The sequence below is a fragment of the Bacteroidales bacterium genome (assembly GCA_031276035.1).
Classification (GTDB): domain Bacteria; phylum Bacteroidota; class Bacteroidia; order Bacteroidales; family BM520; genus RGIG7150.
The window spans coordinates 53,273-67,601 of sequence record JAISNV010000031.1 but is presented as its reverse complement, the minus strand read 5'-3'; the positions used below and the strand labels follow the sequence as shown (position 1 = coordinate 67,601).

The window sequence follows — 14,329 nt, the reverse complement described above, 5'->3', positions numbered from 1 at the left end:
TGTACCCCTTAATACAATTTTTTTGAAGAGGGTACAGTTTAGGTTACAAAAAGTGTCTTTTTCTGTCCTATTTTTGACTTTTACCCTTACACGAATAGAAATAAAAAAGCCTACAAACTATTGAATTTGTAGGCTTTGTCTGTCTTATGTTGCCTGTCGGCTTTTCTTTCCTGCGGAGAAAGAGGGATTCGAACCCCCGGAACCTCTCAGTTCAACAGTTTTCAAGACTGCCGCAATCGACCACTCTGCCATTTCTCCGCTGCAAAAGTACAATTTTTTTTGAAATTATTACGTTTTATGAAAAAAAATTTGCTTTATAATTATTTGTGCTTAACTTTGCAAGCTAAATATGTATTTTTTAAATTATTAAGCTATGAATAGAAAATCTATACTCTTTATATTATTGATTTCTTTGTCGGTTTTTTCTGCATTCGGACAAAAATCAATAACTGCTCATTTCAGTTATGCCGCATTCTCAGCGAATAATGAACCATATATTGAAACATATTTGTCTATCCCGCAAGAGCAGCTCACACATGTTAAGGATTCTAACGGAGTATTTACTTCGGAAGTACAGATTACTATGGTTTTCAAACACAAAGATAATATTGTGGAATTTAATAAGTACGCGCTTTTAGGTCAACCAATTAAGGATACAACAAATATTGATATAAATTTAATTGATCTTCAACGGTTTTATCTTGATAATGGTGAATATACCTTTGAGTTGACTTTAAAAGACAAAAATGATACGACAAATATTTTAAAAGGAAATACAAAGGTAATTGTTGAGATACCTGCAGATCAAGTAGCTTCATCAACCATTACTTTTATAGATAGTTATAAAAAAACATCCGAAAGAACGATTCTTACAAAATCAGGATATGATTTAACTCCTTATTTTTCAATATTATTTCCTGAAAATAAAAATGAATTAACATTTTATAGCGAAATTTATAACCTTCAAACTTTATTGGAACTTGGTTCGAGAATTGTAATTTATACTTATATTGAAAGCAAGGAAATTCCCGGAGAATTTATAAGCGGTTATTCAAAGATGATTAAATCCTCTGTTGCTCCGGTGGTTCCCGTCTTTAACTCAATAAATATTGAATATCTGCCGTCGGGTAATTATTATCTTACTATTCAAGTTAAGGATATGAACGGATACGATATTATTTCAACAAAGAAATTCTTCCAACGCTCTAATCCGAAAGTTGGATATAATGAGGATTTATTAACTAATATTTCAATTAATAATACTTTTGTATCTGGATTTACAAGTGTAGATACGTTGCGTGAAATAATAAAATCATTTGTACCTAAAGCATCGGATTACGAACGTAATTTTATTAAAAAGGTAGATACAATTACCAATATTAATACCTTGCAACAATTTGTATATCATTTTTGGTCGGAAAGAGATGAACTTGATCCGAGTATGGCATTTGTAAACTATATGACCGAAGTAAAGAAAGTGAATAATTCTTACGGCAATGCGATGAGGAAAGGCTATGATACCGATAGGGGCCGTGTTTATCTGCAATATGGTCCGCCGAATCATATTCATGAAAACAGAATGTCTTCTGCTACAAAGCCATATGAGATATGGCAGTATTATAAAATTGAAGGACAGAGTAATAAAAGATTTGTTTTTGCAACTTTAGATGCAGCTCTTAAGGATTACGACCTCATTCATTCCGATGTTATTGGTGAGTTGTATAATCCGAAATGGCAGCACGAGTTATATCTTAATGCTCCGATTACTGATGATAGCGAAAGTATGGAAGAAATGTGGGGCGCTCCTTTGGATGAATATTATAAAGATCCCAGATAATTTTAATTTGAAAAGAGTAGCTGTAGTTATATTAAATTGGAACGGAAGAAATTTTCTTAAGGATTTTATTCCCGATGTTATTGAATTCAGCTCGGATCATTCTGATATTTATGTTATTGATAATAATTCTGTTGATGATTCTGTTTATTTGCTTCAAAGTAATTTTCCTCAAGTTAATATTATTCAGTTATCTGAAAACTTCGGATTTGCAAAAGGTTACAACCTCGGACTTAAGCAGATAGATGCCGAATATTATGTTATTCTTAATTCCGATGTAAAAGTTAGTGAGAATTGGATAAGTCCTGTAATAAATTTTTTAGATGAAAATACGGATTATGCAGCTTGTCAACCTAAGTTACTGTCATATTCGCAGCGAGATAGATTTGAATATGCCGGCGGAGCAGGAGGCTTTATAGATAAATTAGGATATCCGTTTTGCAAAGGACGGATTTTTAATTCTATCGAAAAAGATATAAAGCAATATGATGATTATGATGAAATATTCTGGGCTACAGGAGCTTGTATGTTTGTGAGAGCAGATGTTTTTCATAAAGTAAACGGTTTTGATGAAGATTTCTTTGCTCATATGGAAGAAATAGATTTTTGTTGGAGGTTGAAGAATCTTGGATATAAAATAGGATATTGTTCGGATTCATTTGTCTTTCATGTTGGCGGAGGAAGCCTTCCTAAATCTTCAGCTTTTAAAACATATTTAAATATGAGAAATAACCTCATCATGGTTTATAAAAATCTTAATACTAAGCATATTAATATGATTATATTCCGAAGATTCTTATTTGATTTCATATCTTCATTAAAATTTCTGTTTGACGGCGGTTTTAAAGAATTTATCACAGTTCCCCGTGCTCATTATTATTTCTTAAAACATATACGTAAGATAAAGGCAAAACGTAATAATTTACCTCATATTGAAGTAAGTAGAATGTATAAGAAATCGATAGTGTTTGAATATTTTATAAAAAAGAAACGTTATTTTTTCCAACTTAAAAGAAGCGATTTTACTGCAAGTTCATAAGAGTCTAATCCGAATCCGAAAATGGCTCCTTTGCAGTAGTTTGTCGTAATCAGATTTTGTCTAAAATTCTCTCTCTTAAAAATATTTGAAATATGTACTTCAATAACAGGTGTTTTTATTGCTGCTATTGCATCGGCAATGGAAACGGAAGTATGTGTATATCCACCCGGATTTAAAATTATTGCATCGTAAGAAAATCCGACTTCCTGTATTTTATCAATAAGTTCTCCTTCAATATTAGATTGAAAATATTCGAAATCAATGTTTTTGTATTTTTCTTTTAAATAATCAAAATAAAAATCGAAATTATTTTCTCCGTAAATATCGGGCTCACGTAAACCCAAAAGATTTAAATTAGGACCGTTTATAATTATTAGTTTCATAAAAGAAGTAAAGATTTAATAGATAGAATCAATATATTCCAGCCCGTCTTCTCAAAAGCCATTCCGTGCTTAACAATATTATTACAATGAAGAAAATAATAATAGAATCGTTTATTTTATTATGTTTTAAATAACTGTATTCTTTTCCGGATTTTATGTCGGAGTTTATTGAATTGATGATATTATTTACGTTCGATAATTCTACGAACCTGCCGCCTGTAATGCTTGACAAAGTTTTTAACATGTCATGCCTTGCTTGCAAGTTTATATACTCCGGATTTGTTTCTGAGATATAAAATGCTCCCTCAACACTTTCATCAGCTGCCTTAGAGCTCCATGAATATTGCCCCGGCGGCAAAGTCCCCGCATTTAAAGTATATCCGGATTCGTCTGTTCTGGAAAAATAATACGGATATTGTGACTTTTGTTCGTTATTTGTGATTGTTATCTGAGCTTCAGGTGTATTATATAATTCATAATTGTCATTGTACAATCTTGCGTTTATTATAATTTCTTCTCCTTCAAAATATTCTTCATTAATAAATACTTGATAACGTTTAAAAATATCGGATAAAGATAAATATTGAACAATATTATTAATTAAAACATCAAAAGAGTTATGACTGTTTTCTGTTACGAAATTTTTGATTCTCCATAACCAAAGACCTTCTCCGAAAATAAATGCGCTCCTGCGGTTATAATCTTGAACCGTAATAATCAGCGGTCTTGTTGTTGGAATACTATTAATTCTTTGAGATAAAATTACTTCCGATTGAATAGGGATGTTGTAAATGCCGAATGGAGCTATTAATGGAGAATATGATGAAAATGTTTTAATTTCGCTTTCACTAATCTTAAATCCGGAAAAATTATTGTTAAAATCAGGATATGCTTCCTCGAATTTACCATTAAAAGCTTCAATGTTAAGGTTTTTATCAAGCTGATTAAAAGTATTAATATCCGTTTGTTCGCTGAAAATAGCCAAATAAGGTAACTTGCTTACGTTTAATTTATTAAGAATTAATTTTGAAGTAGAACTGTTATCTGGTAATCCGTGTAAAATAACAATATCACATTTATCCAATTCATTCAAATTAAATCCTTCCAAAAGAAAAGATTCATAAGTATAATTTTGAGACGACTCCAATGCTTGTTTGATTGCATTGATATCGGGATGCGCCCCTTTGCTTACAATAAGAATATGTTTTTTCGTATCAATAACATTAACAACACAAGTTTTTTCATTGTTATTTTTTATTGCATCATTTTCGTGGTCATTTAATTTGAATTTAAAGAAATGTTTTCCTGCTGATGACGGCGGAAAAATAAAATCCAAAGTAGTATGAAAATTGTTGCTGTTGACCTTAATTGTTTTTGTCGATATTAGATTGTTATTGTCAAGTATTTGTAATACAAGTTCTTCGTTGTTGAATCCCGAAGCACTTATATTTACTTCAAAAATGCAGTTGCTCTGAATGTAAACTTCATCATTAAAACGAATATTAACTATTGAAAAATCATTAACACTTGTAGTATCTCCGATTCCGACTGTATAAATAGGGTATGGATTGTCTTCGGCAATAACTGTAGGGTTAAATCCGCTTGTGTAAATACCGTCGGTAATGAGTAACATTCCGTCAATTGAATTCTTATCATATAATCTGTCGGAATACATAAACGACGAAGAAATATTTGTAGCATTGTCTTTAAAATCAGGATTTTCTCTTTCAGTTATTTCTTCTCCGAATAAAATAGTATGAACCGTAAAATTTTCTTTTAACTTACCTAAAATATTATTGTAATTATTTTCGAAAAAAGATTTTACGTTTGTGGAATCTTTACTTGCAATCATTGAGCGCGAATTATCGACGGCGCAGATAAGGACAGGTTTTGTGGATGTGTTTATTTTTGTAATAAGTATGATATTCAGAAACATCGTAAAGATTAAAAACAATGCCGTACATCTTAAGATGAAAAGTAATGTTTTTAATCTTTTACCGATATAGTCGTTGCGCTTACGCCAATATAAGATGCAAGTACATAAAATTGCAGCGATTGCGCAGCCAACCAACCATAATGGTGATGTTTCAAAATGTATCATTAAAAATTATATTTGAAGTCCTCCGCAAACAGTAATGACCTGACCTGTAATATAACTCGCCATATCTGATGCTAAGAATGTCGCAAGATTTGCCACGTCTTCGGGTTTACCGGGTTTACGCAAAGGAATCTTTTTAAGGTAGTCGTTTATTACGTCTTCGGAAAGCTGTTTGGTCATTACGGTTTCAATAAACCCGGGAGCAATTGCATTACAACGGATGTTTCTTGAACCTAACTCTTTAGCTATTGATTTTGTAAAACCTATTAATCCGGCTTTTGATGCGGAATAATTTGTTTGACCTGCATTTCCCGAAATACCGACAACTGATGACATGTTAATAATAACACCTTCGCGTTGTTTAATCATATGAGATTGAACCGTTTTAATCATGATAAAAGCAGATTTTAGATTTACATTGATAACCATATCCCAATCTTCTTCCGTCATTCTCATAAGTAATTTGTCGCGAGTAATACCCGCATTATTAACAAGGATGTCTATTTTGCCGAAATTAGCAACAATATCCTCAATAATAAGATTCATAGCTTCGCTGTCAACTACATTACCGGCATAAGCTTTACATTTTGTTCCGAAACTCAGAAGTTCTTTTTCTGTTTCAATAGCCGATTCATCGTAATGTAAATCTATAAAAGCAACATTTGCACCTTCTTGTGCATATTTCATCGCGATAGCCTTGCCGATTCCGCGAGCACCGCCTGTAATTACAGCTGTTTTGTTTTCTAATAATTTCATACTTAAATTAATTAATTTCTAATTATTTAATAAACTCAAAATACTAAAATTGATTAAAGATTATTACTAATATTTTGAGTTTAGGGTTTACTTTAATAAAAGTGCAAAAGTAATGATTTTTGTCGTTTTTTTGGGAAGAATGACGTACATTTGCACAAAAAAAATATTTCGTGTTAAAGCGTTTCGATATATATTTACTTAAATCCTTTATAGGTCCGTTAATTATTACATCAATCATTGGTGATTTTATATTGTTGATGCAATTTTTTTGGGCTTATGTTGATGAATTAGTGGGTAAAGGTTTGGAGTGGTATGTTATTGCAGAATTAATGCTTTACGCATCAGCTACTTTTGTGCCGATGGCTTTGCCTATTGGCGTGTTGCTCGCTTCGCTAATGGTTTTTGGAAATCTGGGAGAAAGATATGAATTAGTTGCACTTAAGAGTGCGGGAGTTTCTTTGAAAAGAATTTTAAAGCCATTGATTTTTCTAATTGCCGGATTATCACTTTTTTCTTTTTATTTCTGTAATGATATTTTACCTCGAGCCAATCTTAAATTCGATTCTATTTTTTACGATATAAGACGAAAAAAGATGGCATTTAATCTTACAGAAGGTGTGTTTTATAATGATATTGAAGGTTATGTTATTCGAGCAAATAAGAAGGATAAGGATGATAAAACGTTGTACGGAGTAATGTTGTATAAACACAAGGATAATAAGGGAATAAACGATAATGTTACTTTTGCGGAAGTTGGGGTTATGGAAGTTACGGAAGACGGTTCAAATTTGATTTTGACTTTATACGACGGATATAATTATGACGATTCTAATAGTAAGGATAATCAGGAAAAATTGCCGTTTAAACGAGTAGAATTTGAAAAAGAAATCTTAGTTTTTGACTTGTCTCAATTTGATTTGAGTAGGAGTGATGAAGATTTGAGAAGGAACCATTTTAGAAATTTGAATTTCGGACAATTGAATACTGAGATTGCGAAATTAGACAGTGTTCAGGTAAGGGCTTATGATCTTTTTGTTAAGGAACGCGGTAATAGATATCTTAGTGTTAATCAAATTGATACTCTTAAGTATAGCAGTAATGATACTTCGGATCTTTGCAATTTCGTTATGCCGCTTTTAGATAATTATGAATTAAAAGAACAGCAGAAAATTATTATTAAGGCTTTGGAACATGCGCGGAGCATCAAATCCACACAAACCGTTAAAAGAACAAATTATACTTTTACTAAATATAAGATGAACCAACATAAGGTAGAGTTTAATAGAAGATGTGCGTTAGCCTTTGCGTGCCTGGTTATGTTTTTTGTCGGGGCGCCGCTTGGGGCAATAATTCGTAAAGGTGGATTGGGGCTACCTTTGGTACTGTCAACCGCTATATTCATTGCGTATTATATTATTCTTACCTCGTGTCAAAAAGCAGTATTGGAAGGAGAACTTAACCCGTTCTTCGGAATATGGATGGCAAATTTTATTATTATGCCTTTCGGAATTTTCTTAACTGCGAAAGCAACAACAGATGCTCCTATATTAGACAGAGATTCATGGGAAAAGAATTATAAAAAGTTTATAGCTTTCTTTAAGAGAAATAAGAATAATCGGGATGAAATAATTAAGTATGATTAGTTTATGAAAATTTTATTTTTATGTAATAAAAATCCTTATCCGGAGCGCGACGGCGGTTGTATGGGGATGAATGTGTATATTAAGGAAGCTGCCAGGCTCGGCAATTATGTAAAAGTATTAGCTGTTAATTCTGAAAAGAATTTCACAGATCCAGATTGCATTCCCGATGATTATAAAAATGCTGTAGATTATGAATCGGTTATGCTTGATATGAGAGTAAAACCTTTTAGGTTTTTTACTACTATTTTTACAGGAAAATCACCGCATATTATAAGATTTATTTCTAAGGATTTTGAAAAAAAAATAATCGAAATACTAAAATCTGAAGATTTCGATTTGGTTATGTTCGAATCAATTTTCGTTTGTCCGTATCTTGATATTGTAAGAGCAAATTCTAATGCTAAAATAGTTTTGAGAGCTCATAATATCGAATTTAAAATATGGGAAAGGACAAGTAAGGCTACAAAAAATATTTTGAAAAAGATTTTATTGATACATGTTTACAGAACTTTACGTAAATATGAATTGAGGGTTATTAATGAAGTTGATATGATTTCTTCCGTAAGTTCTGTTGATGCCGAATATTTGAGGAAACACACTAAAATACCTGTTTATGTTTTACCTGCCGGTTTTGATATGGATGCTGTTAATGTTCCGGATAATGTTGAAGAAGAGAAAAATACTGTATTTCACATAGGTGCAATGGATTGGGCGCCTAATATAGAAGGTATAAATTATTTGCTTGAAAAAATATGGCCGTTAATCCATAAGGAAAATAATAATATTAAGCTTCATCTTGCGGGAAGAAATATGCAGCAAAGTTTATTATGCCTTCAAAAGGAAAATGTTATAATTGACGGTGAAGTTCCTGATGCAAAAGAATATATGCTCTCAAAGCAAATTATGATTGTGCCGTTGCTTTCTGGTAGCGGAATGCGTGTGAAAATTATTGAAGGAATGATGTTGGGAAAAGCAATTGTTGCTACAAGTATCGGTGCCGAAGGAATTGAATGTGAAAACGGAAAGGATATACTTATTGCCGATACTCCAGAAAATTTCACCGAATGTGTTTTAAAACTTATTGAAGATGCTGAGTTTTGTATGAATATTGAGAAGAATGCAAAACAAACGGCATATTCCAAGTATAATGTAAGAGAAATTTATCCGAAATTTTTAAAAGAAGTAGAAAAACTTTCTGCTGTCAACCCCGTAACTTAGTGTGTAAGATTGCTGATAAGCATTACTTTTAAAAGTTAGAATGTTTTTTGATATATTCGATGCAATCCGAAAATGATAAGTTAATTTGCTCACCACTATTCATATTCTTTACCGAAACAATATTCGCCGTAATTTCATTTTCACCGACAATAATTACAAATGGAATATTCCGCTTATTTGCATATTCCATTTGTTTTTTCATTTTTGCTGTTTCGGGATATAATTCAGTATTTATTTCGTTTCTTCTTAAAGTATGAATTAAAGGAAAGCAATACTCAACTTCTTTATTTCCAAGATTTAAAATTAACACCTGAGTTGTTTGTTCACTATTAGTAGGAAAAAGATTTAATTCATTCATCACATCATAAATTCTTTCCGCACCAAAAGAAATTCCCACTCCTGAAACATCATTCAATCCGAAAATTGATGTTAGATTATCATATCTTCCGCCGCCACAAATACTACCTATAGAAACATCATTAGCTTTAACCTCAAAAATCGCTCCGGTGTAATAACTTAATCCTCTGGCGAGTGTTAAATCAAGCTCGCATAAACTTTCAAGATTATTGGTTTTAATATAATCGAATAAGGTTTTAATCTCTTCAATACCAAGCAATCCTTCTTCGGAATCACTTAAAATAGATTTTAAACTTTCGATTTTTTCATAACTGCTGCCTTTTAAATTTAAGATAGGTGTTAGTTTTTGAATACCTTCCTCAGAAATTCCTTTTTCAAGTAATTCATTAACAACATTATCATAACCGGTTTTATCAATTTTGTCTATAGCAACAGTAATGTCTGTCAATTTATCGGCATATCCTATATAAGATGCAATTCCGCTGAGAATTTTTCTGTTATTTATTTTGATTGTAACCTTGATTCCGAGACGATTAAATACATCATTAATCATTAAAACGAATTCAAATTCATTAAGTAAGGATTTTGAACCTACAATATCAACGTCGCATTGATAAAATTCTCTGTATCTGCCTTTCTGTGGCCTGTCGGCTCTCCAAACTGTTTGAATCTGATATCTTTTAAAAGGAAAAACAATTTCATTACGATTCATTACAACAAATCTTGCGAAAGGAACTGTTAAATCGTATCTTAGACCTTTTTCGGAAATTTTATTTGTAAAAGAATTAATATTATCCAAGTCATTTTTATCCGTTTTCGAAAGAAAATCACCGGAATTTAATATTCTGAAAATAAGCTTATCGCCTTCTTCGCCGTACTTTCCCAGAAGAGTAGATAAATTCTCCATTGCCGGAGTTTCAATAGGCATATATCCGTATAAATTAAAAACATGCTTAATAGTATCGAAAATAAAATTTCTTTTTACCATTATTTCAGGTGCAAAATCTCTTGTTCCTTTTGGAATGGAAGGCTTTATCATTTTTATTTCCTTTTAGTTGATTGAATAATATTATTTAACTCATCTCCTGCTTTTGTCCAATCATAATTTCTTTTAACAAAGTCATATCCGTTTAAAGCTATTTTACTTGCCAGAACTTCATTGTTTAAAAGATTGATTATGTGTTTTGCCAAACCTGTTTTATCATCTGCAATTAGAATTTCCTCATTATTTTTTGCCTTCAGCGATTCATTTGCCAAGGAAGTGGTAATACAGGGCATTTGCATTGCCATTGCTTCCAGAAGTTTATTTTGAAGTCCTGTGCCGATACGCATTGGAGCAATGAAAATTTTTGCACTCGAATAACATTTCCGAATATCCTCAACCCAGCCGGTTATAATAACATTTTTAGATTCGAGGTGCTTAACGTCCGAATGCGGATTTGCGCCTGCAATCATAACTCTTATCTCAGGTTTCTCCTTAATTAGAATAGGTAAAATTTCTTTGACAAGAAATATAGAACCGTCAACATTAGGAATGTAACCCATGTTTCCTGTAAAAATTACATCAACAGTCTTCTCATGTTCTACAGGTTTAAAGAAATTATAATCAACGCCATTTGGGATTATTCTTATTTCATCACGGTTTTTGTGAGGATAGTTTCTCTTGTCTGATTCGGAAATAAGGATTTTGTTATCGTAGATATTAAAAATATTATGTTCGTACTTTTTTAAACGTTTCGATTCGAATTTGTAAACGTATTTCTTTATCGATTTTAATTGCTTTGCGCTACGACCGAAATTCAAAGACATTGTGTCTTGAATATCAATGGTTTTTGGCAGGTCGATAAACCTAACATATTCATTTACGCGAATCAGCTGACAAAAAATATGATCGGGTTTTATCTCTTCCAATTTAGATTTAAAAATCTTATTGATATGTTTTGAGTAAAAAAATCCTGCTTGTAATGGTATTCCTTTAAGAAAAGCTACAATTGCATTAAAGAATTTACTGAATGTTGAAATAGGAACAACTGTTATTGTTTTGCAATATTGTTTCAGATGTTCTATATTTTCAGCTTTAGTATTACAGTCGTCAACTGCGAACAAATGAATTTCATTAGACTTGGAAAGTTCTCTGATGAAATTATATGCCCTAAGTTTATCCCCTTTTTCGATAGGATAAGGAACGCGAGAAAGTAATACTAATATTTTCATTTTAGTCGACTTTAAGTATGGCCAGAAATGCCGATTGCGGTACTTCAACATTTCCGATTTGACGCATACGTTTTTTACCTGCTTTTTGTTTTTCAAGCAGTTTTCTTTTACGCGTAATATCGCCTCCGTAACATTTGGCGGTTACATCTTTTCTCATAGCTTTAACAGTTTCTCTTGCTATGATTTTTGAACCGATTGCGGCTTGAATTGCAATTTCAAACTGTTGCCTTGGGATCAATTCTTTCAACTTTTCACAAATTCTTCTGCCGAAGGAATATGCGTGATCTACGTGAATTAAAGAAGAGAGCGCATCAACCATTTCACCGTTTAAAAGAATATCCAAACGAACTAATTTGGCAGGTCTGTAACCTGAAATATGATAATCGAAAGAAGCGTAACCTTTTGAGATGCTTTTAAGTTTATCGTAAAAATCAAAAATAATTTCACCTAAAGGTAAATCAAAAGTAAGTTCAATACGTGTCTCCGTCAGATAAACCTGATTTTTAATAGTTCCGCGTTTATCAAGACATAATTTCATAATTTGTCCTACAAACTCCGGAGTTGTAATTATTTCAGCGATAATATATGGTTCTTCGATATGATCCATTTTGGTCGGTTCAGGCATTCCAGACGGATTATAAACCTCAACTGTACTTCCGTCTGTCAAATAAGCTTTGTAATTAACGTTGGGAACAGTAGTGATGACATCAATATCAAACTCACGATCAAGTCGTTCCTGAATTATTTCCATGTGAAGTAATCCTAGAAATCCGCAGCGAAAGCCGAATCCTAAAGCAGCCGAAGACTCTAATTCATAATAAAGACTTGCATCATTGAGTTGTAATTTTTCCAAAGAAGCACGTAATTCTTCATAATCATCAGCGTCAACGGGATAGACACCCGCATAGAGCATTGGCTTAACATTCTGGAATCCCTCTATCGGTTTATCACAAGGTCTTTCGACATGAGTAATCGTATCGCCGACTTTAACTTCCGAAGAAGTTTTAATTCCGGAGATTATATAACCGACATTTCCGGCGCTCAAACTTTTAGCGGGTTGCTGTTTAAGTTTTAATACTCCGATTTCGTCGGCATGATATTCTTTTTTAGTACTCATGAATTTTACAAAATCGTTAGAACGGATAGTTCCGTTAACAATTTTAAAATAAGCAATGATTCCGCGGAATTGATTGTAAACCGAATCAAATACAAGCATTTGCAATGGAGCATCCGGGTCTCCTTCCGGCGGAGGTACTTTGGTTATAATAGCTTCGAGAATTTCTTCAATGCCCATACCGGTTTTACCGCTTGCACGGATTATATCATCCGGACTGCAGCCTATTAAATCAATAATCATATCTTCTACTTCATCAGGCATCGCATTACCCATGTCCATCTTATTCATTATGGGGATAATAACTAAATCGTTGTCAACTGCTTGATAGAGATTTGATATTGTTTGGGCTTGAATACCTTGAGTGGCGTCTATTACGAGTAGTGCGCCTTCGCATGCAGCTATGGAGCGACTGACTTCATAGGAAAAGTCCACGTGGCCGGGAGTGTCAATAAGATTTAATATATATTCTTCGCCATTGTGCTTATAATTCATCTGAATGGCGTGGCTTTTTATAGTAATTCCTCTTTCCCGCTCTAAATCCATGTCGTCGAGAGTCTGATTTTGGAGGTCCTTTCCTGAAACTGTACCTGTAATCTCCAAAAGCCTATCGGCTAAAGTGCTCTTACCGTGATCTATATGAGCGATAATACAAAAATTTCTAATTTTCTTCATAACTTGCAAAGATACGAAATAATTCATAATTAACCATTAACAATTAACCGCTTATTGTTAATGGTTAATGGTTAAGATATTAGATGATATGATGAGTGAATAAATAATATCTTTAATTTTTTAGATTTTCGATATTAAAATTCACATTTATAGCTCGATAACAATGATTCAAAATTTGGAATTACTTCAACACATCTAAATTATTTTAATCTTCAATTGTAAATTGTCAATTATTAAAACTATCTTTGCAAATAATTAAATTAAAATTAAATATGAAGAAAATATTTTTATTGGCAGTTGTTGCTGTCGCAGCAAGTGTTTTGTTTACGTCTTGTAATTCAGGAAAAAACAATAAGATTACCAATTACAATGATAGTATTAGTTATGCTCTCGGAGTTGACTATGCTGCTAATGCTTTGATGGGAATGGCGAGTACTGGTGAAACTTATAATAATGATCTCTTTGCTGTGGGTTTCTCGGATTATGTTGCAGGGAATCCTAAAATAGATCAAGATAAAGCATATGATATTTTGAATGCTCATTTTGAAAAACTTATGGCAGAACGTAGAAGCGAACAACAACAATTTGAAGCAATGGAACAACCAACAGACGAAGATAATATTTTATATTTAGGTGAAAACGCCAAAAAAGACGGAATTAAAACTACACGAAGCGGGTTGCAATATAGAGTAATTAAAGAAAGTAAAGGTGAAAAACCGGGTAGTGATAAAGAGGTTGTGCGTGTGGAATATACAGGCAGGTTAATTGATGGTACGGTTTTCGATAGTTCAAAAGATCATGGAATGCCCGCTGAATTTGCTTTAAATCAAGTTATTTCCGGTTGGACGGAAGGTTTACAATTAATGCCTGTTGGTTCGATTTATGAATTTACAATTCCGCCGCAACTTGGTTACGGAGATAGAGAAATTACCGGATTAATTCCGGCAAACTCAATATTAATCTTTGAAGTAGAATTACTTGAAATTTTAAAATAAATA

11 protein-coding genes and 1 tRNA gene are annotated in these 14,329 nt (G+C 32.4%); 5 read left to right on the top strand and 7 right to left on the bottom strand.

The window, feature by feature from the left end:
- Positions 1-173: 173 nt before the first annotated feature.
- A tRNA-Ser gene (locus tag LBP67_08105) sits at positions 174-258 on the bottom strand.
- Between the two features lie 115 nt (positions 259-373).
- Here LBP67_08105 and LBP67_08100 point away from each other — a divergent pair.
- The gene (locus LBP67_08100) at positions 374-1,837 is read left to right on the top strand and encodes a GWxTD domain-containing protein (GenBank protein MDR2084941.1); all 1,464 of its coding nucleotides are present in this window, start codon (positions 374-376) and stop codon (positions 1,835-1,837) included.
- A complete protein-coding gene (locus tag LBP67_08095) occupies positions 1,770-2,873 on the top strand; it encodes a glycosyltransferase family 2 protein (protein MDR2084940.1) in 1,104 nt (367 codons plus the stop codon). The genes LBP67_08100 and LBP67_08095 overlap by 68 nt, the downstream gene beginning before the upstream one ends.
- Here LBP67_08095 and LBP67_08090 read toward each other — a convergent pair.
- Genes LBP67_08090 through fabG form a run of 3 tightly spaced genes read right to left on the bottom strand, consistent with a single transcriptional unit; the run spans position 2,828 to position 6,110 of the window.
- Positions 2,828-3,256 (bottom strand): 3-dehydroquinate dehydratase, encoded by a 429-nt coding sequence (locus tag LBP67_08090; protein MDR2084939.1) that lies wholly within the window; start codon positions 3,254-3,256, stop codon positions 2,828-2,830. The genes LBP67_08095 and LBP67_08090 overlap by 46 nt on opposite strands.
- 28 nt (positions 3,257-3,284) lie before the next feature.
- Positions 3,285-5,357: a hypothetical protein gene (locus tag LBP67_08085; protein MDR2084938.1), complete on the bottom strand. Its 2,073-nt coding sequence runs from the start codon at positions 5,355-5,357 to the stop codon at positions 3,285-3,287.
- Positions 5,358-5,363: 6 nt separating this feature from the next.
- Positions 5,364-6,110: a 3-oxoacyl-[acyl-carrier-protein] reductase gene (gene fabG, locus LBP67_08080; protein MDR2084937.1), complete on the bottom strand. Its 747-nt coding sequence runs from the start codon at positions 6,108-6,110 to the stop codon at positions 5,364-5,366.
- A gap of 170 nt (positions 6,111-6,280) precedes the next feature.
- Here fabG and LBP67_08075 point away from each other — a divergent pair, with 170 nt between their 5' ends.
- Positions 6,281-7,753, top strand: a complete 1,473-nt coding sequence (locus LBP67_08075) for an LptF/LptG family permease (GenBank protein MDR2084936.1) — start codon at positions 6,281-6,283, stop codon at positions 7,751-7,753.
- Between the two features lie 3 nt (positions 7,754-7,756).
- Positions 7,757-8,971, top strand: a complete 1,215-nt coding sequence (locus tag LBP67_08070) for a glycosyltransferase family 4 protein (protein ID MDR2084935.1) — start codon at positions 7,757-7,759, stop codon at positions 8,969-8,971.
- 28 nt (positions 8,972-8,999) lie between these two features.
- On the opposite strand, the gene hisS is transcribed toward LBP67_08070, so the two are convergent.
- Genes hisS through lepA form a run of 3 tightly spaced genes read right to left on the bottom strand, consistent with a single transcriptional unit; the run spans position 9,000 to position 13,331 of the window.
- Positions 9,000-10,367, bottom strand: a complete 1,368-nt coding sequence (gene hisS, locus LBP67_08065) for a histidine--tRNA ligase (protein MDR2084934.1) — start codon at positions 10,365-10,367, stop codon at positions 9,000-9,002.
- Between the two features lie 2 nt (positions 10,368-10,369).
- A complete protein-coding gene (locus LBP67_08060; protein MDR2084933.1) occupies positions 10,370-11,542 on the bottom strand; it encodes a glycosyltransferase in 1,173 nt (390 codons plus the stop codon).
- 1 nt (position 11,543) lies between these two features.
- Complete coding sequence (lepA, locus tag LBP67_08055; protein ID MDR2084932.1) at positions 11,544-13,331, bottom strand: translation elongation factor 4; 1,788 nt, start codon at positions 13,329-13,331, stop codon at positions 11,544-11,546.
- Between the two features lie 272 nt (positions 13,332-13,603).
- Between lepA and LBP67_08050 the strand changes: the two genes are divergently transcribed.
- On the top strand, positions 13,604-14,326 hold the full coding sequence (locus tag LBP67_08050; protein MDR2084931.1) for an FKBP-type peptidyl-prolyl cis-trans isomerase: 723 nt from the start codon (positions 13,604-13,606) through the stop codon (positions 14,324-14,326).
- The last annotated feature ends 3 nt before the right edge of the window (positions 14,327-14,329 follow it).

What these genes read in the sequence shown, in the direction of transcription:
- LBP67_08100 (MDR2084941.1), top strand. Translation starts at nt 374, where the DNA reads ATGAATAGAAAATCTATACTCTTTATATTATTGATTTCTTTGTCGGTT.
- LBP67_08095 (MDR2084940.1), top strand. Translation starts at nt 1,770, where the DNA reads ATGATAGCGAAAGTATGGAAGAAATGTGGGGCGCTCCTTTGGATGAAT.
- LBP67_08090 (MDR2084939.1), bottom strand. Translation starts at nt 3,256, where the DNA reads ATGAAACTAATAATTATAAACGGTCCTAATTTAAATCTTTTGGGTTTA.
- LBP67_08085 (MDR2084938.1), bottom strand. Translation starts at nt 5,357, where the DNA reads ATGATACATTTTGAAACATCACCATTATGGTTGGTTGGCTGCGCAATC.
- fabG (MDR2084937.1), bottom strand. Translation starts at nt 6,110, where the DNA reads ATGAAATTATTAGAAAACAAAACAGCTGTAATTACAGGCGGTGCTCGC.
- LBP67_08070 (MDR2084935.1), top strand. Translation starts at nt 7,757, where the DNA reads ATGAAAATTTTATTTTTATGTAATAAAAATCCTTATCCGGAGCGCGAC.
- hisS (MDR2084934.1), bottom strand. Translation starts at nt 10,367, where the DNA reads ATGATAAAGCCTTCCATTCCAAAAGGAACAAGAGATTTTGCACCTGAA.
- LBP67_08060 (MDR2084933.1), bottom strand. Translation starts at nt 11,542, where the DNA reads ATGAAAATATTAGTATTACTTTCTCGCGTTCCTTATCCTATCGAAAAA.
- lepA (MDR2084932.1), bottom strand. Translation starts at nt 13,331, where the DNA reads ATGAAGAAAATTAGAAATTTTTGTATTATCGCTCATATAGATCACGGT.
- LBP67_08050 (MDR2084931.1), top strand. Translation starts at nt 13,604, where the DNA reads ATGAAGAAAATATTTTTATTGGCAGTTGTTGCTGTCGCAGCAAGTGTT.